22 protein-coding genes are annotated in these 19,944 nt (G+C 59.3%); 2 read left to right on the top strand and 20 right to left on the bottom strand.

The window, feature by feature from the left end; all coding sequences use genetic code 11:
- Positions 1 to 109: 109 nt before the first annotated feature.
- The 5 genes from AC5JDC_RS15950 to AC5JDC_RS15930 all read right to left on the bottom strand — a co-directional run bounded on the left by AC5JDC_RS15950 (position 110) and on the right by AC5JDC_RS15930 (position 2,925).
- A complete protein-coding gene (locus AC5JDC_RS15950) occupies positions 110 to 622 on the bottom strand; it encodes a MotA/TolQ/ExbB proton channel family protein (protein ID WP_495842599.1) in 513 nt (170 codons plus the stop codon).
- A gap of 2 nt (positions 623 to 624) precedes the next feature.
- Entirely contained in the window at positions 625 to 1,269 is a 645-nt protein-coding gene (locus AC5JDC_RS15945) for a S1 family peptidase (protein ID WP_495842597.1), read from the bottom strand.
- A gap of 167 nt (positions 1,270 to 1,436) precedes the next feature.
- Entirely contained in the window at positions 1,437 to 1,745 is a 309-nt protein-coding gene (locus AC5JDC_RS15940; protein WP_495842596.1) for a hypothetical protein, read from the bottom strand.
- On the bottom strand, positions 1,742 to 2,242 hold the full coding sequence (locus AC5JDC_RS15935) for a 3TM-type holin (RefSeq protein WP_495842594.1): 501 nt from the start codon (positions 2,240 to 2,242) through the stop codon (positions 1,742 to 1,744). Before AC5JDC_RS15935 ends, AC5JDC_RS15940 begins: the two co-directional genes overlap by 4 nt.
- On the bottom strand, positions 2,239 to 2,925 hold the full coding sequence (locus AC5JDC_RS15930; protein ID WP_495842592.1) for a hypothetical protein: 687 nt from the start codon (positions 2,923 to 2,925) through the stop codon (positions 2,239 to 2,241). Before AC5JDC_RS15930 ends, AC5JDC_RS15935 begins: the two co-directional genes overlap by 4 nt.
- A gap of 164 nt (positions 2,926 to 3,089) precedes the next feature.
- Between AC5JDC_RS15930 and AC5JDC_RS15925 the strand changes: the two genes are divergently transcribed.
- Together AC5JDC_RS15925 and AC5JDC_RS15920 are read left to right on the top strand one after the other, a co-directional pair.
- Positions 3,090 to 4,313 carry a phytanoyl-CoA dioxygenase family protein gene (locus tag AC5JDC_RS15925; RefSeq protein ID WP_495842591.1) on the top strand — a complete coding sequence of 408 codons (1,224 nt, stop codon included), beginning with the start codon at positions 3,090 to 3,092 and terminating at the stop codon, positions 4,311 to 4,313.
- 3 nt (positions 4,314 to 4,316) lie between these two features.
- Positions 4,317 to 4,592, top strand: coding sequence for a hypothetical protein (locus AC5JDC_RS15920; protein ID WP_495842589.1), 276 nt, complete (start codon positions 4,317 to 4,319; stop codon positions 4,590 to 4,592).
- A 6-nt stretch (positions 4,593 to 4,598) separates the two neighbouring features.
- On the opposite strand, the gene AC5JDC_RS15915 is transcribed toward AC5JDC_RS15920, so the two are convergent.
- From AC5JDC_RS15915 to AC5JDC_RS15845, 15 genes are all read right to left on the bottom strand, one after another.
- Positions 4,599 to 8,240: a hypothetical protein gene (locus tag AC5JDC_RS15915; protein WP_495842587.1), complete on the bottom strand. Its 3,642-nt coding sequence runs from the start codon at positions 8,238 to 8,240 to the stop codon at positions 4,599 to 4,601.
- A 52-nt stretch (positions 8,241 to 8,292) separates the two neighbouring features.
- Entirely contained in the window at positions 8,293 to 10,371 is a 2,079-nt protein-coding gene (locus tag AC5JDC_RS15910) for a phage tail protein (protein ID WP_495842585.1), read from the bottom strand.
- Between the two features lie 14 nt (positions 10,372 to 10,385).
- Entirely contained in the window at positions 10,386 to 10,787 is a 402-nt protein-coding gene (locus AC5JDC_RS15905) for a DUF6950 family protein (protein ID WP_495842583.1), read from the bottom strand.
- A 2-nt stretch (positions 10,788 to 10,789) separates the two neighbouring features.
- Positions 10,790 to 11,383 (bottom strand): hypothetical protein, encoded by a 594-nt coding sequence (locus tag AC5JDC_RS15900; RefSeq protein WP_495842581.1) that lies wholly within the window; start codon positions 11,381 to 11,383, stop codon positions 10,790 to 10,792.
- A 28-nt stretch (positions 11,384 to 11,411) separates the two neighbouring features.
- Positions 11,412 to 12,083 (bottom strand): hypothetical protein, encoded by a 672-nt coding sequence (locus AC5JDC_RS15895; RefSeq protein WP_495842580.1) that lies wholly within the window; start codon positions 12,081 to 12,083, stop codon positions 11,412 to 11,414.
- A 15-nt stretch (positions 12,084 to 12,098) separates the two neighbouring features.
- The gene (locus AC5JDC_RS15890) at positions 12,099 to 14,420 is read right to left on the bottom strand and encodes a phage tail length tape measure family protein (protein WP_495842578.1); all 2,322 of its coding nucleotides are present in this window, start codon (positions 14,418 to 14,420) and stop codon (positions 12,099 to 12,101) included.
- Between the two features lie 391 nt (positions 14,421 to 14,811).
- Positions 14,812 to 15,168 carry a gene transfer agent family protein gene (locus AC5JDC_RS15885; RefSeq protein ID WP_495842577.1) on the bottom strand — a complete coding sequence of 119 codons (357 nt, stop codon included), beginning with the start codon at positions 15,166 to 15,168 and terminating at the stop codon, positions 14,812 to 14,814.
- Positions 15,168 to 15,614 carry a phage tail tube protein gene (locus tag AC5JDC_RS15880; protein WP_495842575.1) on the bottom strand — a complete coding sequence of 149 codons (447 nt, stop codon included), beginning with the start codon at positions 15,612 to 15,614 and terminating at the stop codon, positions 15,168 to 15,170. The genes AC5JDC_RS15885 and AC5JDC_RS15880 overlap by 1 nt, the downstream gene beginning before the upstream one ends.
- 244 nt (positions 15,615 to 15,858) lie before the next feature.
- Positions 15,859 to 16,257 (bottom strand): DUF3168 domain-containing protein, encoded by a 399-nt coding sequence (locus AC5JDC_RS15875; RefSeq protein ID WP_495842573.1) that lies wholly within the window; start codon positions 16,255 to 16,257, stop codon positions 15,859 to 15,861.
- 2 nt (positions 16,258 to 16,259) lie between these two features.
- Positions 16,260 to 16,685 (bottom strand): HK97-gp10 family putative phage morphogenesis protein, encoded by a 426-nt coding sequence (locus AC5JDC_RS15870; protein ID WP_495842571.1) that lies wholly within the window; start codon positions 16,683 to 16,685, stop codon positions 16,260 to 16,262.
- Positions 16,685 to 17,023 carry a head-tail adaptor protein gene (locus tag AC5JDC_RS15865; protein WP_495842569.1) on the bottom strand — a complete coding sequence of 113 codons (339 nt, stop codon included), beginning with the start codon at positions 17,021 to 17,023 and terminating at the stop codon, positions 16,685 to 16,687. The genes AC5JDC_RS15870 and AC5JDC_RS15865 overlap by 1 nt, the downstream gene beginning before the upstream one ends.
- Positions 17,023 to 17,424 carry a hypothetical protein gene (locus AC5JDC_RS15860; protein ID WP_495842567.1) on the bottom strand — a complete coding sequence of 134 codons (402 nt, stop codon included), beginning with the start codon at positions 17,422 to 17,424 and terminating at the stop codon, positions 17,023 to 17,025. Before AC5JDC_RS15860 ends, AC5JDC_RS15865 begins: the two co-directional genes overlap by 1 nt.
- Before the next feature lie 18 nt (positions 17,425 to 17,442).
- Positions 17,443 to 17,979, bottom strand: a complete 537-nt coding sequence (locus AC5JDC_RS15855) for a head-tail connector protein (RefSeq protein ID WP_495842565.1) — start codon at positions 17,977 to 17,979, stop codon at positions 17,443 to 17,445.
- A 213-nt stretch (positions 17,980 to 18,192) separates the two neighbouring features.
- Positions 18,193 to 18,564: a hypothetical protein gene (locus tag AC5JDC_RS15850; RefSeq protein WP_495842563.1), complete on the bottom strand. Its 372-nt coding sequence runs from the start codon at positions 18,562 to 18,564 to the stop codon at positions 18,193 to 18,195.
- A gap of 50 nt (positions 18,565 to 18,614) precedes the next feature.
- A complete protein-coding gene (locus tag AC5JDC_RS15845; RefSeq protein WP_495842561.1) occupies positions 18,615 to 19,895 on the bottom strand; it encodes a phage major capsid protein in 1,281 nt (426 codons plus the stop codon).
- Between the last annotated feature and the right edge of the window lie 49 nt (positions 19,896 to 19,944).

Below are 19,944 nucleotides of genomic sequence, written 5' to 3'. Positions count from 1 at the left end.
AGAACTACGTCGCGCGTCGCCACGTCGAGTTCATTGGTGGTCAAGTAGGGGTGTCTTCCGTCAAGGTGAACAGATACCCTGAATGGGCGTGTCTGGCGTCGGAACCACATCACACCTCTCCCGTGTCCTTAACCAGCCCGTCAGTAGCCGTACCGATAAGCAGCGCATTGACTTCAATCCACGCGCCGGTAACGATACCCACCGCGGTTGTCACAAGCGCCACGCCATAACCTTCGAAGGCCATGGCAATCGCTGCGGCAAGATTGTCCGCGCCGCCAAGGCTCCCCTTGAGGGATAATGCCATCTGGATAAGGCCGACCACAGTCCCGAACATACCCAGCATCGCCAGCCACTTCGCGATTTCGCTCAAGTGGTTGTTCTGCGCCGGCGCCTTAGCGGCAATCCTGCGGCGCATCCGCAGTGGCATTGCGGGGATCGCGCCAACCTTCATGGCCCGCCAAAACGACGCCGCGATACCAAGGCCGAACAGCGCCAGGATAGCATAAGAAATGCCGGACGTGTCCGCCGCAAGGGCGGCCTGCGGATACCCCAGCAGCCAAGCCCACACAACGAACGCGGCGGCCGTGATATTGAAGATGATAAGGCGCGGGAGGAGGGTCATTGTTAGGCCGCCCTCCCCAACATCTGGCAGGCGACCTTTCCCGGTACGGCAAATCCAAGTCCGCCGGCGGGCGCGTTATAGCCAAGAGTGCCGACCGTAATGCCGACAACGTAGCCTTCGCGATTGTAGACCCCGCCGCCGCTCATGCCGCCGATGGTGGTCATGTCGGTAAGAAACACGGCCTCCCAATCTGGCGCCATCTTGCGAGACTTACCCGACACATAGCCGTGCATGGTGACGAATTCGATGCCGGCCGGATTGCCCGCAGCCTTGACTTCATCACCCTCGTGCGGCTCTACGCACGCAAGCCGCGCTTCCTTGAAGCGTCGGCTGTTGGTGGGACGAATGGCGGCCAAGTCATAAGCCGCGTTCGTCCACAGCACGGTCGCCGTCTGAATGTCTCCAGCATCGGACTTGACGCGCACTTCCTTCGCACCGTCGACGACATGCGCTGCCGTAAGGATGATGCCATTGCCGATGTAGACGCCGGAGCCGACTGACTGCTTAGTCTGACCGCCCACCTTAACGTCGCGCTCAATCCGCACGTCCGCCCCCGCCCGGCTACTCCCGGTCTCGATCGGATCAACCCCGGAGCACGCGCTAAGCGCAGTCCCAAGCATAAGGGTGGCGGCAAGCAATGCGCGCATGTTGGTCTCCCAATGGGGTTTGAGTGAGTCTTTCTCCTTGGTGTTACGTTAGGCGTTTTCGCCTAGGTTGTCAATTCGATTTAGGCGGTTTCGCCTTAAAACAAAAAAAGACCCCGCTGCCGGTCAGGGCAACGGGGTCGGGTGGAAAGAGATAGGTGATTGAAAAGTCAGGTGCGCCGCGGCGGCGCCTCGTAAAGTCGGTCCAGTCGTTCGTTTACACCATCAAGGCGGGAGTCGAGCCGGGAACCGACGCCTTCGATCGCCTTCATGAGTTGGGCTGTCTGCTCCTGCATGCCGGTCTTGGTCGTGTAGGTCTCGGCCACGTGCGTCTTGTAGGCGGCAAGGTCGGTTTGGGCCTTTTCACCCTTGCCGCCTGCCTCCTTGATCAATCCCCACATGCGCCAGAAGGCGCCGGAAATCGCCCCGAAGACCAAAAGCCCGAAGGCGACGGCGCCCATGATTTCGGCGCCGCTCACTTTTGTCCCCAAATGTTCTTGGCGGTGTGTCCGCCCAAATACAGAGCCAGATAGGCGCCGGTCAGATTGAAAAGATCGCCCGTGCTCGCGACAGGAATGGCCGTGCCAAAAGCCGCATTGGTGATATGGACGACCACCAACTGCCACACCCACAGGAATCCGAGAAGCCACATCCACACCGGACGCCAGGCCCACGTCCAGAGCGGGCCTTTGTCCATTTCGGCCATCTGCAGTTCGTTGGCTGCCCGCTGCTGCTCGACATGCGCCAGTACCAGTTCAGCAACTTCCGGCTCGGCCGCAACAATCGCGGCCTGCACCACCTCGCGCGGCTGGTCGGGGATCTTGCTAGCCGGAACGCCGAGCTTGCCGGCGATCACGTCGACGACACTTCCGGCGAGTTTGCCGCCAGCGTCACCCAATTTGTCGCCCAACACCTTCTTGACGAAAGGCGCCGCGACTTCGCCGGCCAGGTCCAACAGGATGCTGGTCAGGATCATTTGGCTGTCCTTTCGATGAACCTGCGGAGCCACGCCACCAGCAAGTCGACGAGATACTGCAGGGCAGGCGTTTTGGTGGGGGTGGGCTGTGCAGGAGCGGCGGGCGGGACCGGCACTGTTGCCGAACCGTAATCGGCCTCTTTGAGCGAAGCCAGAAACTTTCCGGCATAGTCGGCGATCAGAGATGCCCTATCCGTACCGTTGACGACGCGGCGCGCACCCTTGAAATCCATCAGCGGGTCGACGTAGTCGCCGAGCTTTTTGCCAGTGAACGTGCCCAGCAGCATGCCGTCAATAAGGATCGGCACGGCATATTTCAGCGTGGCGGCCAATTCCGGCTTGGCGACGATGTCCACACCCAGCCGCTTCGACCAATCGGTATAATTGCGCCTGCCAGTAATCTGCACCAGGCCCCTGCCCTTGAACCGCTTACCGTCACCGGCTTGCGTATTGCCCAAATCCTTGCGCCCCTCGTAGGCGGCGCCAGACGCATATTCGGTCAGGGTGCGAAAACGATCGCTCTCATGGAACGCGGTCGCCAGAATGTAGGCGGCGCGCTTGATGGAGACCGAGCGCGCCTGCAGACCGTCAATGACCGCCTCAATCCGCTGGACTTGATCCCCGGTCAACGATGTGACCAGTTTGCCGCTACGGATGGCGGCGAAGAATTTGGCCCTATCCATGCGCGGCCTCGCTCGCGGCGCGGTGACGCGCCACGTCAAACGTGATTTTCATTTGAGATTTGCCTACGTTAGCGCGCCAGATTGCCCGCGCATTGATCTTCGGAGTTGTACTTTCGAGGCAGGTTGCCTATTGTCGCCGCTTCTTTCCAAGGGAGAGGTCTGGAATGAACGTCGTCAACAAAATCATGCCGCAGAACGCCGCCAAGCCCGGCGACCGCGACCTACTCAAGGCCCGCGACGATACTTTCAAGATTGAGCTCGCCGCCGTTAAGGAGCTTCGCAAACACATCGACGGTTATTTGCCGCCGAACTATCGTTCCCGAAAGATGATCGATCATCTTGAGGGCTTTGCGAAAAGCGGGGGCTACAATACCGACCCGCAATACTACAATTTCCGCTATGCCTGCGAGGAAACCCGCCTCCAGAGCAATCGCGTCTTTTCGTGGGTGCTGGCAGACCACTCCCCGGCGCAGACCGTCGATATGGCGGGCAGCCTGTTCAGCGGCATCCTGAAAGCCAAGGCCGGCGCATCGGTTCACCTCAACGGAGAGGATGACGCGGCGGTTTCCAAAAACCTATGGGAGAATGCCATCGACGGCGCCCATCGGCACATCGAGGCTTACGGCTATTGGAAATGCCCCGTGCTCGCGCCTGCCCCTTTGGTTGCCAGCCTCAAATCCAAGGTCGATAAGCAGCTTGCGCAGAACCAGGAGGCGGTTGACGCCACGATCGCCGGCAAGGAAGGCGCCGCGCTCGCCCATTGGGTCAACACCAATCAAGCCTGCACCTTTGAGGAGATGTACCAGCTCGCCGCCGATCCGTTCATCTACTCCGTTGCGCAGAAGTACCTTGGGCTCCCGCCGATCTTCAACACGCCCGTCGCGGTGCTGTCCGGTCCGGTGAAGACCAAGCACGAGAAGCAAATGAACGGCACCGGCCAGCGCTACCACTACGACATGCACCGGCTGAAGTTCGTCAAGATGTTCATCTACCTGACCGATGTGGATCAAGGCTCCGGCCCGCATACCATGGTGAAGGGCACCCACAAGCGCCGGCCCGACCCGCTGTGGATCGACGATCGCTACTCCGACGCCCAGATGCGCGAGTTCGGCGTCATGGACAACGAGGTCAACATCACAGGCCCGGCCGGCACGGTGTTCTTTGTGGATACGTCCGCCTATCACAAGGGCGCGCATCCCGAAAACCGCTATCGGATCATGGCGCAGGTACAGTTCACCAACTCGCTGTTCGGCAAGCCCATAAAGCAGATCGAGCACAAGGTTGAGTTGGCGCAGACCCGTACGAGCGGCACGCTTGAGAAAACGACCGCCCTTGTCCGCAAGTATGCGGCAATGCGCGGAGCCAGGTTCATGCAGAACTATATCTGAGCGATGCCGGTCTACCTGATCTCCTACGAGCTGAAGCAGGACCGCAAAGCCTATGCCGCCTTCTACGACAAATTAAAAGGCATGGCTTGCCGGTCACCGATGACAGGGGCTCAGTATGTCGAGACCGACAGAACAGCCCCGCAACTGTTCATGGACCTGTCCAGCCTCATAGAGGGCGATGACCGGCTCCTGATCGTCGAGATCACCAAGGGTGCCGACTGGTTTTCCTACGGCACCCCGAATGACCATTGGCTGCGGGAGCGTGTCCCGCAGCGGTAGGCGGCACTATGCGCGCCACCTACCTATTGCCATCAGGCTGGCCCCGCCACCCACCGCGACAGGCGGAGCCACAGTCAAATCCCACATTTGGATCGTGGCGCTTGCCGCACTCCCGTTCGTCGCACCAATGGCACGTGCCGCAGATGTGGATGTGGGCTGACCCGTAACAAACGTCGTGGACGCTGCATGAAAGGTTGCCGGGAACGTCCACGTTGTGCCGCCCGACAGCAAGGCAGCACCGCGTAACCAGCACTGCAGTGTACCGTCAGGATGCTTTACCCACTCGCCATTGGCGTTCGATCCGCGGCGGCCAGGGTGCGAGAGAGGAACGCGACTGAAGTCAAAGTTTCCGACCCACTCAACTTGCCCAGCCGAATCCAGCGCCGAAACAATAAAGTTCGCGACATCCTCAATCAGGCATGCCTCGATCAGCGCTGTAGACGAATTTGCCAACTGGACGTGAGAGGCAACGCTAGCGTTATCTCTGGCCCGCACACCCTTCAGGATCAGGTGGGAAGTATCCTCCATTCGAATTGTACGAATATTGGACAATGTGCCGCCAGCTCGGCCAACGAATGGCAGTTCACCGCCGACAACCTCCACGATGCTATCGCCACTCGCCAAGATGGCGAAGCGGCCGGTGTAGCGGATTCCGCTTAGATCAATGCCGTATACATCGGCATTGAGCACCCTAATGCCGTTAAAGGAGGACGCGAATGCGGCTCGCAGTTTGGATACCCGCGCACGTCGGTCCAGTGTGATCGCCGCACCACTCGCAACGGTGGACATAGCCGGCGACACTCTGAGTTGCGTGGCGCCCAAGCAGTGCATGTCCGCTGCGATGACGCGTTCGGTCCCGATAAGAACAGGATCGCCACGATGAACGTTGGTGGCCAGCGGAGTAGCCAGGGAAATTGTTCCAGACCCCAACGTGAAATCGGCACTCGAGTTGCCAAGCGACACCGTTCCGCCAGTCACTTCAACAGCGCGGGAGTTGGTGCTGCCCCAACCATAAGCATAAGCAGACGCATTACCACTGTTCTGCTCGTTACGCCTGTCGCTGCTGATAAGGTCCCACTCGACGTCAGACGAGAAATTATTCACCACGGCGCCATCACCGCCAACTGTGCCGGTGAATTTGCCGCGGCAATACTCGATTTCCAGTGCCTTGTGGGCGCCAACCGAAATCAGGCCGGGGAACCTAACCTGCCCAAAGACGCGGTCGAGGAACACTGTCTGCGGAAGTGTAGGGTCTTGGCTGGCATGGTAATAGCACTGCGCGTTCTCAATGGTCACATCCATTGGCAATTGGCGTTGCCTGAACTTACGTGTACCAGGCTCAAAGTCGCCATTCGCCTTGGACGTACCCATTCCCTTGACGTAAAACATCTCTTCGCCAGAGGTGACGGCAAGCACGTCGCGCGCTACTGGACCGATGATGTGAATTGCCTTGCCCACATACTCCTTTTGACTTGCAACGGTGTATTGGTTTATCACATCGCCACAAGAAACAGACCCAAGCGCTCCGCCAAACGTTGTGCCGTTGAGACCGAACGTTTTGACACCACGGACTTGCACATGACCACCCGACGCGATGTCAAATGGGATGTCCATCTTGTGGCCATCCGCATTGTCAATCGGTGTGATGAAGTCGATTTGGTTCTTAATGAAGTGGTAGGACTCGACAATGGTGGCCATCGTCTTGTCACCCGTCGATGCGTCACCAAAGCGCACGTTCGCCGTCGCCCCCGTGCCGCCACCTGGCGTATGGTCGAAGACGGGCGCCTCGGTAAGGCCCTCACCCCAATCCTCCACGTCATAACTTACGACTGCGCCGCCACTGACGATCGCCTTGACAACAGGCGTCACAGTGACTCCACCACCGCCGCCAGTCACGGTCACATAGAAGTCTGAGGCATAGCCGGTACCACCAGTAGCCACAGTGGCGCCAGCGAACTTGATCGACGTGGCATCGTAGTACGCCTGCCAGTGACACAGGATCAGGTGCGAAGATGAAACGTTCGTCCGACCAAAGACACCTATTTCGAAGTGCGAGTACTCGATTCCACCCATAGCCGTAACAAGGATGGATCCAATCGAGCGCTGCGTGATAACTCCACTGGCGTTCCGTTGCAGTGCGGCGCGATTAAATTTCGCGCGCACATGAAGGCCGGAAACGACCTGCTGTTGCTCCGGTGTGTAAAAGTTGTTGATGCGGTACGCCGAGCCCAAATCGCCTTGGCCGGTTTCCTTAAGCGTCGTCGAGGAAAACTGACCAACGATCAGAAAACCATGATCACCGGGCACCCCTAGCCCCGCGCTGGCCGTCTTGCATGACAGGCCGGATTGCGCGACATCCAATCCCGCAACCGAAACTTTGGCAAAGTTCGCCCAAAGGGTGACACCAAAGTCAGTTTCCGCCAGCCAGCGGGCCGTTTGCGCTAGTTCGGTGAACCAATAGTAGCCACCGTCCTTAAACCACAGCGGTCTATCAACAGATGCGGCGTAGGCATCGGCCAGCACGATAAGGGAACGCCAATCGGTTCCGCCAGTTCTGACCCATCCGTACTCACTAATAAGCGTGCCGGTCGCATCGCGAATCTGCTGCTCTTCGTACGTCATGTCGGCAATAACACCGAAATGCTGAACGAAGATATTGCCTAGCGGCAAAAGCCCCGGAAGGTCAGGAATAGCCGTCGCGCCAGCAGACCCGATGTAGGACAAATCCCCGGCGCGATAGACGCGACCGTGCGTCGGGACAAACCCACCAGACACACGCGAAACTAGTGCCGCGCGGTTGATGGCATCAAAAATCGGCTCTGCGATATCCTCTGGATCGTAAACCGACGTCAGCATGTCGCCGGTACCAGGCCCAGAAGGACCAGCGGGGCCGCGGACGTCGGTAGCTTCCGCGATAGTGTCGACGTAGCCACCGGGTCCTATGTACTTGCCGATATTGCCAGGTTTGGCACCCTCTCCGCCTGCCCAATCGACAAGACGTCGTACGCGCCTTGAAGGGCTAACAGAGGAGTCAATTTCGACTGCCTCTACAGGCGACCATCCGTGAAGATGCGTCAGCAATCGGAACGTGGCACCAGACTTGTATCCAGCCACGATCATCCCAGCGGAGAGACCCCCGGCTGCAATATCTTGTCCCGTCGTGGTCTTGATCGCAAGTGCGGTGTCGCCGTTGAAGCTAACCGTCACGGGCGAGCCGGTATTCGCCTCAAATATGTTAAGCGCAATCAGGGCATAACCGTCAGCGGCAGGCACTGGAATGCTTGTCGTCGCCTGAATGGCGTTTGGCGTGCCAGCGCCGTTATCAGACGCCTTGATATAGCTGTAGGGGAGGTCTGCTATACGCGCCCAGGATCCAGTTCCGGACGCACCAATCTTTCTATAAACACCATTGTCGCCGGGGGTCGAATCCAGAACGACCCATGCCATGGTATTTGCCGCATGGTCTAGATTGATGTCAGCTGTTTCCTTGGACGGAAACACCACAGCGCCGGCAAAAGCGCCGGCAGCCACGCCTTCAATCCACGTGCCCCACTCGCGGATATCGCGCTTACGCGGCTCATTCGCTCCTGTCGACGGAACGCCATCCGTAACAAAGTCACGCCAAATAGTCTCGGCAAGCTGCACCATCTCTGGTTCGCTCCAAAAATGCTAGAATTCAGGGATGGCGGCAGAGCCGCGGCTACGTCACTGTGACCGCGCCGGTAGCCACTTTGGCCGCTTCGATGCCGGACCCATTGCGGGCCGCTAGCCAGTAGTAGTAGGTGCCTGCGGAAAGCGCGCTATCGGTGTAAGCGTCAGAGTTCGAAGCTGGTCCGTATTCGGTGTGCACCAAGACAGCAGTGCCGACATTGTTCACCGTGTTACGATAGATGTTGACGGCAACAAAGTTGGCACTGTTTGGCGCTCGCCAGGAAAGGTCCACTTCGCCTACGCCGCCCGTCCCCAGAACGTCACTTACGGGTCCTGGTGCGGTAGTATCAGCAACAACGCTTACCGTTTCGCTCGGCGTCCAGTCACCAACGCGGCCGGTCACGGTTATGTGCCGAACCTGCGCCTCATAATCTTCGCCGTCCTCAAGGGCGCCAGTCTGCGCACTTGTGGAATCATCGTCTACGGCAACGACCTGCCAAGACGCTGCGCCTACTTTTCGATAGCGCCCCTCAATTATCAACGACGGGGATGGCGGCTCATCAAATGATATAACGCCGAAAGGAACGAGTTGGCTTCCGATTTGGATTCGATCAACAACGAACGCAAAGTTCTGCGGCAGTGGGATAGTCCGGTCAACAACAACGTCTTCCGAAATAGGCTCCGTGCCCTCTTCGGTCGCGGCATCCCATTCGTAAGCCTCCGCAGGCATAGTGTAGCCCGTCAGTGTCACGCCCAGCAGAATGCCGCCCTCGCCGATGTTGAAGCGGAAGTCGATGATCTCAAAGACATCGTCGATGCCGAACAGCGGATATTCGATGCGCACAAACCGCTTGCCGAAGGCCGCCAGCGCCTTGAGATTACACTGGAACGTTCCGACCCACTTGGGCGTGGCGCGATACGCCTCGAGCTTCATGAGGCGCCGGGCTTGCCCATGCGACGGCGACATGTTGAATGACTTGTCGGCCGCAATCTCCCCGCGCGCCGAAATGTCGTCTTCATCCACCCACGGGTCAGCATCCGTCGCCTGGTAGTCGTGCGTGGGCGATAGGTACGTGGCTCGGATGGTATTCGCGGTGCTTTGGATATCGCGTCCGCGCGAAAGCTCGGAAAAGCCGACAATCGAGTCAGCGTCGATCGTGACAGACGGTTCTTCCCATGTTCCGATATCGAGCGTTATGCCGCCATCGGGCGTCGGAACAACGCGACCGTCACAGCACGCCAGCATGCGGCCAAGAACATCGGCGGGGCGCTCATCAAAGGCGTAACTGCCCCACAGGCGGTAAGCATCCTCTGTGCCGCCTGCCTTCTTTTCCACGGCCACTGCAGCACGCTCATAAGCCGCCAGCCAACCGGCCGCAGCCTGCGTGGTCGTAAACAGCGATGCGGGCAGACGCATGCCGTCCGCATGTGTCATGTAATCGCGGATGACCGCGGCGCCGTTGTCGCTCCAGACCGTGGTTCCGGTTGACGGATTGAACACGCGCGAGCCGCGCGCCACGACACGGTATTGCGTATTCGCCAAGTTAGGAAAAAAGTCGTTGATATCCTCGGGGTCAGCGCCTAACTGCGTGATGAACAGAGAGGATACGCCATTGCCCTTGTGCGTGGAGTCCCACTCCGGGAACGCAGCAGTCAGGTCGCTGTAGTGCGTTTGGCTGGCCGCCCCAAGTCGATGCTGCAAGCGAACGCGTGAGTCGCCATCATTCTCGTAAGGATCGCTTGTGACCCAGCCGCTGCCGTCGATTGTGGCTATATTGTCGTCAATCCAGAACTCTTCGATTGCATCCAGAAGTCCCGTGCCGAGCGCGATGACCTTATACAGGGTGCTGCTCTTGGTTTCGGCAAACACCCACGGTCCGCTAGTCTTGACGCGACCATAGTGCCGCTGCCGAGGTGCGGTAGGGTTCTTGACCGACGTCTGCACGTCTTCCGGCTTCGGTTGCTTCGGCTGGAACAGGCCGGCCGACAACAGCGATATGCCTACCGAAACAGCAGCGCCAATAAGGCCAGTACCGAACGTTCCCAGCACCGCCGTAAGACCGGCACCAAGCGCACCGGCTTGCGCCGAGATCACCAGGAAGGTGATGGCTTCAATAACACCGGGCATTTCGTGACCTTATTCTAGGCGCGTGCCGTAACGGCCCCGCAGGGGACGGACCAAGCCTTCCAAACCGCATCCAGCGGTGCGCCAATCAGCCCGCCCGCGTTACGCGAGAACCACACGGCGCCAGCATGTATGCCAATGCACAAATCCTGCTTATGCAGCACAAGGCCAACATCGCCTGGCTGCGGCTCCTCCGTCCGGCGCAATCCGCAGGCGCGCATAACGCGATTAACCGTGACCGCTATGCGCAAGCCATCCCAATCCGCGTTGGTGCCCTCAAGCACAAAGCCATACCGATCAAACGGCGCGTAACCCAACACGGCGGTCATCCACCGATTGGCCGTTGCTCCACAGTTCGTGTCGTGCCAGTCAAACGGCTTCTTGGATTCTGCCGCGATGAATTCCGCCAGCGCTGTCACAACTAAAAATCCGGATACCTGATGACCTTGGACAGCAGCGACGCAACGAAACCGAAGAACTTGTCGCCCGGCGAGCGCGCTTGCTGGTCCCTGTCCGTATTTCGCCCATGCGGTGGGCGTGAACGGCCATAGAATACATTCTCTGCTGTAATCGTGACGGTCTGCGTAGCGCCCTCCGCGCCTTCCATCGGTGTTCGCGAGATGACGGGGGGCTGCGTGAAACCGCGAAACAGTGGTATCGGCGATCCCACGGGCTGCCACTCGTTGTTGAACAACTGCAGGCCTATTGTGACAATCCGCTGATCAACTTCCTCTGTGTCGGCAAGCGCCTTGGCCAGAAAGTCCAGCGGCATGTCCGGCAAGCCATCCAACGTCATAGTGACGACTTCGGAAAGCGTTCCTGCTGCGAGCCCGAGGCCATCGATGCGACCGTAGCCGCGCATGGGCTTGTACGTATTGCCGCCAACTATAAGGTCAGTATTGCCGTTCCATGCCCACTCCGTGGAACTCGCAAATTCGAATTTGCATACAAGGTCGCAGCGAACGGTCGTGGCCGACAACAGCGACAACTGGTCGGCAGTAAAAAATTCGGCCATTATACCGCCTTAAGGGGCGCTAGCGCCGTTATAAATCCTCGATGAAGTTCACTGTCGGATTAGCGAACTTGCGCCCGCGCAACTCGAGGTCCATTTCCCCGTCCGTCGCCAATCTGCAACGCAGCACAGGGTTATCAAACTCCAGTTGTTCGCCCGCTGTCACAGCCTCCCGCAGCGGTGGCCGAAACGTTAGCGCGCCCGTATCGGCATCGAATGTCCTGACGCGATACAGTCGCCCGTCGCCGATGCTAAAGTGCTGGCCGGCCTGTATCTCGCCCGCGTAGTTGACTGCCACAGTCATACTGACGGCACGCAGTGGGGCATCCGCCGCCGCGACCACGTCAATGACCTGGCCAACATAGCCCGTGCCGTCGCTGTGTGGTGCGTCGTCGCTATGCGGGATTGGCTCGTAAAGGCCTTCCTTCACAGCGCCGTCCGGCACGGGCTGGAACATTCGGCACAACGGCACAATTATGGGATTAAGGCGTCCCTCCAAGAGGTTCGCGATGGCGCGGAACGCTAGGACATGTTGTTTGTTCTTAATCAGAACGCCACCTAGTGTCGCCTTCCAAATCCCCGCATCAGATGAAACGACCTGTCCGAAGCCTGAAACGGATGCCGGACCGGCAAGTGAACGTGGGGCAATATCGAACGAAACCGAGGTCGGCCGAAGGACCGCCATGGGCCACATAATGGTCATTGCTGGTCCTTCGGCTTACAATTGCCGGGTCTGTGCCCGCGCCATCTTGCCGCCCATAGTGCGGTCAAGTTGCTTGTCATACTGCGCGATGCCTGCGCGTGTCGTTTGTGCCGCCGTGCGTTGGCTTACCGACTCCACGAACGGCATAAGATTGCCATTGCCATCTGCGGAAACGCCCACGGTCACATGCACGGCCTGCTGTCCGCCACCGGCCACAGGAACGCGCGGCGTCGGCACATAGGCCGGGACCGGGGAGACGCCCACGGCACCGCCGTCCATATAGCCGCGCTTGCGCAGCCGCTCGACAGCAGCAACACCGCCAGATCGTCGAACATCGTCCTGGCTAAAGACGACTTCGCCTTTGTGGACGATGCCAGCGGGTTTGCGCTTTGGACCGGCGCCCGTGTATCCGCCGTTGTCGAAGCCGAAAAGCGACAGCAATCCGCCAAGAAGGCCGCCACCTCCCCCACCAAGCAAGCCTCCAAGACCGCCGGCGCCTTGCGGCATCGTCAGCAGTTGCTGCGCGATTTGCAGGACGATTTGCAGCAGCTCCTCGCCCTCGAGTTTGCCGTCCGCCAATGCGTTGGCTATGCCGTTCAAGGCGCCGGAAGCGATATTGCCAAGTTGCTGATATGCCGCTTCTTGCTGCTTTACTGCCGCCGCGTGGGCCTCCGCCGCTTGCTTCGCGGTCTCGCTCTGCTGGCCGATGTGCTTCAGGGCATCTGCAGGCACCTGAAATGCATCCGCCGACCTGCGCGCCACGACGTCCGCAGCGTTGACCCAGTCCTCTTGGACTTTGTTGGACGCATTCCCGGAAAGCATCTGCAGTTGCATGATGCCCTCTTGGAAGCGCACCAGGCCGGTAGCAAAACCAACATGGCCGCCCACCTGGCCAGCGCCAAGACCACGATCCTGCACCAGCACGTCACCGCGCTGGATTTGCGACGGGTCGACCTTGTTGCCCCAGTTCAAAAAGTCGGTCGCGACGTTGCTGCCGCTGCCCTGAATGCCCACTTGGGCCAGGGCGCTGTTGACGAATGCCGCGCACCACGCGGTCGTTGCTGCGTTCAGGTCGACGCCGCCAGCCTTAAGGAAGGCGTTGATGTCACCTGTGTTCCGCCCCTCATGCTTATTGAGAAGTAGGGCCGCAGCATCCACCGCCGTCGCAGACTGTGTAGCGATGGCAGCGGTAAGCCGTTCCGCAGCCTCCTTCGCCGTACGTTCCGCCAGGCGAGTTGCCGCGGAGTCTGCCGCTGATGCGCGTGGCGCCGGACCGTCGGCGAAATAGGGATCAATCCTGTGTTCTGGCGTGGGAGCTGTGTTTGGTAGATGTAGAAAACCAGGCTGGTACCGCGGCCGGCCGCCCGTAGATGACCGGATCGTCTGGTCAGCAATGGCGTTATTCAGTCGCTCGGCGGCGGGGGCGGCTTCCTTGAGCAGTTCAGTAAACGCGGCAAGATTGCCGGCTACGGCGGCGGCTAGGGTATTGCCGTATTGGTCTGTTGCCTGCGTGAGTAATTTGGTCAGTCGCGCCAGTTCGTCTGTCGGCGCCTGGCCATCCACAAGCTTTTGCTCAACGTCCGCAAAAGCCGACTGCAATTCACGAATTTGGTCGTGCGAAGCGCCGAGTTCCATAAGGCGCTGGGTAACGTCCGCAATACCGATCGAGATTTCCGGCAGTTGATCCCGCAACGGACCAAGAATGTTGTCGCGCGCGCCCGTAAGCGCTCCGAGGCGCTCGTTCCGGATTGCAATCTCATCGAGTTGTTTAAGATACTCAACAAGAACCGCGGGCGCACCCTCCCACTCCTTCAGCGCGTCTCGAATGGCAGTCCGGTGCTCCTCCAGCACCTTGTTAGCCTCGTCGCCCCCGCTTTCCGTGCTGGTGAAGTAATCAATGGCCGCCGCCGTAAGACCGCCGATTGCCAAAGTCGCGAGACCGACCGGGTTGAGGAGACTGCCAATTGCGCCCCCAAGCGCGCCGAAGACCGCTCGACGGCTACCGAGTCCGTTGAGCACCTGAGTAATCTGACCGGCCTGCTGCGCAAAGGCGCGCATTGGCGAAGTGCCGCCACTTATCTGCGTTACAAGGTCGTTCAGCTGAAACGATAGGTTTGTGGCCGCCGCCCGCTGCTGATTGAGCGATAGCGTTACCTGGCCACTCGTGCGCGCAAAGCCGCTCGCGACGTTTGTATTGGCCGCCCTATACCCGCCTTCAATTTGCTTCGCGCTGCGCTCGGCGGCCTTTGCAATAGCCGCAGCCTGTTTCTCAACTTTCGCCTGGCTAAGTTCCACCTGCACAAGCAGGCGTGCCAAGTCTTCCGACGTTGCAGCCATAATATTCCTGTGCTATGTAGGCAGGTTAAAGGAGGATGACTTATGCTTAAGGCGCTGGTTGCCGCGACATGCGTTATGGTTGTATGCGCAAGCGGAACATATCTTTACGGCGAGTTTTCGCGGCGACCGCCTATGCAGACGGCCGCGAGTAACGCTCCCATTGAGAAATTCGTCACAAAATTGATGGGCGACTAAAACCCCTCAATGCCGTATTTGGCCAATTCATCATCACCCATGGGCGGAGGCGTAGCCTCCTCGACCTTGTGCGCTTCGCGATAGCCCTCGACAGCGCAAGCAAATTCCCAAGTGGTCATTTCGTCCACCTGTGCGGGAGCGTAGCCAAGAACCGCACCAGCGCCATAGTACGTAGACCAGCGCGTGCGGCCATTCTTTAGCGGGGGTCGGCCTTCGCCTCCCCCGCCTCGGCTTCCCCCGGCTGATCTTCTCCGTCCCAAAGCAGAAAGCGCCGGAGAATATCCGCGGCCACGACCGCAAGGGTGTAGGAACTGGCGACGTCAAACGCCTTCTCGACCGTCGCCTGCGCTTCTTTCTCGGTCATTCCGCCACCAACCAGGCCGACACGAAGGGTAGCGACGACATCGTCGATTTTCCATCCGCCGGCCAAAAGGCGCATCATCACGACCGAGCATCCGGCATCGCACTTCTGCTCGAGTGCGCGAAGCTCACCAATACCGAGGCGAAAGGGGTGTTCACCTCCCGCCCATACTATCTCCTCTGCATGGCGCATTAGCTAGCTGCCGTCCTGGTCGGGAGGCCGTCGAACTCGATCGAGATTTCAGCCTGGATCTTCTGGCCGCGCTCTACCGTGTTGTTCAACTGGACCAAGTATGCCGGGCCGGTCTCATATTCAGTTGTGCCATTGGGCGCGTTGACGTGCTGCACGCGGACGTTCTTGGTCTGGCCGGAGTACCACCAGTCCATGGCGTTGCCGTGACTTTCGGACGCCCATACACCGCTGCCGGAAATGGTCACTTCGGACGACTCGACAGCGCGTTCGATTTGTGCCGGCTTGTCTTCTTCGTCGCATTCAGGGACGGGAGTTGTGGTCATGTTGTGCTGACGATTGACGCCGCGGGACGTCAGGCCGCACCACTTGCTGTAAACGCCGGAGCCTGCGGTCCACTCGACCTCGACCACCAGTTTGGAAAACGTACCAGTTGAGGCATATGCCATCGTAATGTAGCCTTTCGGGCAATAAAAGCCGCGCGAAGCGGCTACAATGATTTCTTGTTTGCCCTCAGCAGGAGGGCGGCTTGTGCCTTGTTTAGTGGCGCAACCTCAGCGGCAGCACCCTTCGAAACACAGTAGTCAACGAACGCGCGTGGCCACCTTTGTGGCCCGCCCGGCTTCGCATTGAATGAGAATTTGGAGTTGGGACGTCGCCAGCTGCATTCCTTGTGCACCAGCATCCACGCCACTAAGTCACCTCAACGTGAGCCGTCACCTGTACAACGCCGCGCCACGTAACGCCGTCAGGATCGCGGAAAACACGTGTAAGGAACACGCGTGTTTCAACCATTGCGTTGTCGGTTAGTTCAAGCTCGCGCTCATGCAGCGCCTTGCGAACCAACTCCACGAGGTTCTTGCACTCGAGCGAGTTGTCTTTGCGCGACCAGATGTCCAACTGCTGCGTGATCTCAAGCCCGTCGATGCAGTCCGCGCCGTCGTCCGCCGCATCCACTGGGCCGAAAGAGATATACGGAAACACCGCGCCCGCTGGCACTTTGTCGAACACGCGGCTTGTGATGGCGGCTATCCCGGCGTCAGCCTTCAGCGCGCTGTAGTACAGCCGGTGCAGTTCTTCGCCGATCAGCACGACTAACCTCCATCTGGCATAGCGGCGACTTCCTTGAGCGCCTTACGGGTGGCAGTCATGATGCGGCGACGCGTTCGTGCGCGCAGGGAGCGGTAGGAGGGGAAGAAAAACGGTTGGGCCGACATCTTGACGGTGCCGAACTCTGTCCATCGGGCGTAATACGCCTTGGCATTGCCGGCATAGATGGTCAGGCGCACATTGCCAGGCCGTGGTTCGCTTTGGGCTATCACCACCGCGCCCTTTGGCGCTTCACCCCACGTCCATGCTATGCTGTCCCGTAAATCCCCATCGTCAACCGGCACAAGCCGCTTCATCATGGCGACGATCTCGTCGGCAGACTTTTCCATGGCCTCACGGCCGCGCTTTTCCACCAACGCAGGAAGTGCCGCCAGTTTGCGCTTGAGGCCGCCAATACCCTTGACCGCCATCAGCCCGCCACCCCACTCACCGCCAGCATCTCGAAAAAGCCGCGGTTTTCACTCACCCGCGGCAGCTCCTTGATCTGGAACACCGTGCCAGTTCGCAAATCCACCGCCCTCCACTCACCGGCAATCTGGCGAGTATCGTTGCAGGCACGCACCGTGATGATGACTGGCGCGATTTGCTCCAGTCTACTGGAAAGCACGGTCTCGCCGCCCCGCAGATATTTTACGGAAGCAGCGATCTCAAACTGCGGCGCGTGTCCCTGCGTCAGTGTGCCGGCGCCGTTGTCGATCTCGTAGGGCGCCTGGAATTGCAATCGCATGTCAAGGCGCCCGGCCAGCATTAGAGAGTAACCCCCGGAGCCTGGATGTCGATCGTCAGCACACTCGTCGACTTCGCCAGTCCGATCAGCACGACATTGTCGCCAGTCAGCACGTCAGCCAGCGGCGCAATGCCTCCCGGCGTCGGAGACAGGTAATACGCAGTGCCCGCCGTCAGGGTGGCACCAATGGTGATATCCCCGCCCTTCTGGATAGCTAAAGGCTGGCCGTTGGACGCGCCGTTCAGCGCAATGCCCAGCGGCACCTTGGATTCGGCGGTAGCGCCATCCGCATCGGCGAGCGCATAGCGCCCGGTAGTCGAGTTCTTGTAGACCACCTGGCCGGCAGTAATCGTAGCTCCGGCCGTGCCGTGCTCAATCTGCGCGCCAGTGGAAACCACGACGTTCGCCGCGGTAATGCTCAAGTCAGCTATGGCAGCCTCCTATGGATAATATCGATGGTTGCAAAGCAGCGCATCGAGCGTTGTCCAACTGGCCAACTCGGCGCTTTCTCGGTTCAAATATGCCTCGCTAATCCAGAGAAGCATCGCGTGCTTAACAGATGACGGACATGTCGCAAAACCAGCCTGTACAACGATGGCGATCAATGACTGAGGCTGTGTCGCCGGCCAATTCTGGCCATATTTCAGGACGATGGAATCGCCCCGCAATTCATATACGGTATCCGCCAGCGTCTGCGTCGCACCCGCCGTATCGACATACGAAATGGACGTCACAGAGTTGACGGGGGCAACTGGCAAATAGCAAAAGTCGGCAAAAGACGTGCACTCTGCTTCAATCGTGCGCGACGCGAACTTGGCGGAGCAATAACCTTCGACATGACTGCGTGCGGCAGAAATAAGCAATCGCAGATAAGCGTCGTCATCGACGAAATCCGTTGCGCGCGCCTGCATCTTTGCTTCCTGCAAAGAAACAGGCTCACTGCCCGGCTCTACCGTCTCAGTCGGCTGATACCACATTCTTGCCTCGCTTGCCGCGAATGGATGACATTGCGCGCCGCTCTGGAGATGGGGCAGTTATGGCCCGCTCAATCTTTGTATTGGTTGTCACCGGTACGGCATAGCCCGCAGAAATAAGGCGCAAGGCCTCATCCTGCGGGAAGTCGCGCTCGTCGTTCGGACCAAGTGAATACTGGTTGCCCGACAAGCCGACGAGCATACGGACAAGCACTTTTACGCCGCAGCCTTGAGAACGATGAAGTTGATGACCAGCACGTTATTGCCAGCGGCTGCGGCATCAAGATTCGTTAGGCGAAGCTTAAAACTGCCCGCAGCTACGGCCGACACATCCACAGCAAAGGTCCCTGCCGAGGTGTGCGTCTTGATGCAGGCAACCACTACGTCGGTTGCGGCAACTTTCGAATTGGTCACCGTAAATTCAGCCTCAGCACCGGCCGCAACCGTCTGACTGACAGTCGTGATGACGCCGGAATAAGCGTTACAGGTGACGCCAGTGGTGATGCTCGTGATCTGAGTGACGGCTGTCTGGCCGCCAACCACGTCGATGCTATCGCTATTGCGATAGCCAGTTTGATTGTAGCTCATAGCCACCTCCAAAGGTTTGGAGGGGCGCTCGCAAGAGCGCCCCGTTATGACTAGGCCTGCACCAGGTGCTTGACCGCCGCAGTGTCAGAAAGTTCGCCGTCGAAGTAGATCAGACCGGCAATGCCAAGGTCCGGCCAGAAACGCTCACGCAGAACGCCAATCATCGGAGATCCGACCTTGCGGACGAAGTACTTACCGAAATCGCCGAACAGCATCGTTTTGTTGCCGGTCGCGAGGTTTGCCATCGCCTGGTTGATCGAGTAGCGGTAGCCGAGGATATTGCCAGGAACGCCGTTCTGCACGTCGCCCATGGTCCAGATGTAGCGGCCGTCGCCGTCCTTCAGCTTGCGGAGAGCCGCAAGGGTAAGGTCGTTGAACATGAAACGCACCTTCGGCGACTGGCGGTAAGCCGGGTCGACCGAGTGAACCAGGTCGATGATCTCATCGTACGTCACAGCCGCCACCGCGGCGGCCGTCTTGCCCAGCGCCGAAGCCGTTACAATGCCATTCGGGTCGCCAGTGCCGTCCGCAGTCGTCAATTCGCTGTTCGCGATACGACCGAGACGTTCACCAAGCAGCTCGCCAAGCAGCGACTCCATGTTGAAGATCGAGTCACGGGCCAGCTCGAGCGAGAAACGCACGAATTCGGTGTCGTAGCCGTAAGAGTCAAGCGACTTCTGACCGAAGGTGGCATCCTTGCCGCCATCATCAGTGAGGGCCGTACCTTCGCCCAGCTTCTTCTCGGCCGTCACAGCCGTGTCGTCGATCGTCGGGATTTTGATCGAGTTGCCCTGCGAAGTCGTGATGACCGTGCAGATATCCTCGTCATACATGGGTCCCCAAGCCTTCATCGACTTGACGAGCATGTTGGCGAGTTCAACCGGCACAGTGAAACCACCAGCGGTCGTGGTGCCCACCGTCTGTACACGCTTTTCCTTGTCAGGATTGACGGCACCAGCCTTCAGAATTCCGCGCTCTTCGGGCGACAGTTCGTCGAAGGACGCGCCCCCAGCGAGAAACTTGTAGAACACCTCGCGATACTCTGGCTTGTCGCCATCATGCTGGCCGCGGACTTCGCCGTCATCGCTACCGGGACGCTTCGCCTTGCGCTCTTCATCGGCAGCCGCAGCAATGCGCGCCTCGGCAGCGGCAACGCGCTGCTCACGGGCAATGGTGGCCTCGATCTTGTCGAAGTCAGCCATAATGGCGTCATGGCGGGCATCGAGTTCCGCGGCGCGGGATTCGTCGGTGTTCTTCTTGATTTCGGCCAGCGCCTCGCGAGCCTGCGTGACGAGTACGCCGCGCCTTTCGTTCAACTCTTTCAGAGTCATAGTAGTTCCTTTTAGGCAATAAAAAGCCCGCATCAGCGAGCTACTTTGG

This window comes from Kumtagia sp., assembly GCF_059502445.1.
This window is presented reverse-complemented; position numbering and strand designations above follow the sequence as displayed.

Bases quoted from the DNA above. Each gene is read 5' to 3' on its own strand.
- AC5JDC_RS15950 (WP_495842599.1), bottom strand. From the start codon at position 622: ATGACCCTCCTCCCGCGCCTTATCATCTTCAATATCACGGCCGCCGCG.
- AC5JDC_RS15945 (WP_495842597.1), bottom strand. From the start codon at position 1,269: ATGCGCGCATTGCTTGCCGCCACCCTTATGCTTGGGACTGCGCTTAGC.
- AC5JDC_RS15935 (WP_495842594.1), bottom strand. From the start codon at position 2,242: ATGATCCTGACCAGCATCCTGTTGGACCTGGCCGGCGAAGTCGCGGCG.
- AC5JDC_RS15930 (WP_495842592.1), bottom strand. From the start codon at position 2,925: ATGGATAGGGCCAAATTCTTCGCCGCCATCCGTAGCGGCAAACTGGTC.
- AC5JDC_RS15925 (WP_495842591.1), top strand. From the start codon at position 3,090: ATGAACGTCGTCAACAAAATCATGCCGCAGAACGCCGCCAAGCCCGGC.
- AC5JDC_RS15920 (WP_495842589.1), top strand. From the start codon at position 4,317: ATGCCGGTCTACCTGATCTCCTACGAGCTGAAGCAGGACCGCAAAGCC.
- AC5JDC_RS15915 (WP_495842587.1), bottom strand. From the start codon at position 8,240: ATGGTGCAGCTTGCCGAGACTATTTGGCGTGACTTTGTTACGGATGGC.
- AC5JDC_RS15910 (WP_495842585.1), bottom strand. From the start codon at position 10,371: ATGCCCGGTGTTATTGAAGCCATCACCTTCCTGGTGATCTCGGCGCAA.
- AC5JDC_RS15900 (WP_495842581.1), bottom strand. From the start codon at position 11,383: ATGGCCGAATTTTTTACTGCCGACCAGTTGTCGCTGTTGTCGGCCACG.
- AC5JDC_RS15895 (WP_495842580.1), bottom strand. From the start codon at position 12,083: ATGACCATTATGTGGCCCATGGCGGTCCTTCGGCCGACCTCGGTTTCG.
- AC5JDC_RS15890 (WP_495842578.1), bottom strand. From the start codon at position 14,420: ATGGCTGCAACGTCGGAAGACTTGGCACGCCTGCTTGTGCAGGTGGAA.
- AC5JDC_RS15885 (WP_495842577.1), bottom strand. From the start codon at position 15,168: ATGCGCCATGCAGAGGAGATAGTATGGGCGGGAGGTGAACACCCCTTT.
- AC5JDC_RS15880 (WP_495842575.1), bottom strand. From the start codon at position 15,614: ATGGCATATGCCTCAACTGGTACGTTTTCCAAACTGGTGGTCGAGGTC.
- AC5JDC_RS15870 (WP_495842571.1), bottom strand. From the start codon at position 16,685: ATGGCGGTCAAGGGTATTGGCGGCCTCAAGCGCAAACTGGCGGCACTT.
- AC5JDC_RS15865 (WP_495842569.1), bottom strand. From the start codon at position 17,023: ATGCTGGCCGGGCGCCTTGACATGCGATTGCAATTCCAGGCGCCCTAC.
- AC5JDC_RS15855 (WP_495842565.1), bottom strand. From the start codon at position 17,979: ATGTGGTATCAGCCGACTGAGACGGTAGAGCCGGGCAGTGAGCCTGTT.
- AC5JDC_RS15850 (WP_495842563.1), bottom strand. From the start codon at position 18,564: ATGAGCTACAATCAAACTGGCTATCGCAATAGCGATAGCATCGACGTG.
- AC5JDC_RS15845 (WP_495842561.1), bottom strand. From the start codon at position 19,895: ATGACTCTGAAAGAGTTGAACGAAAGGCGCGGCGTACTCGTCACGCAG.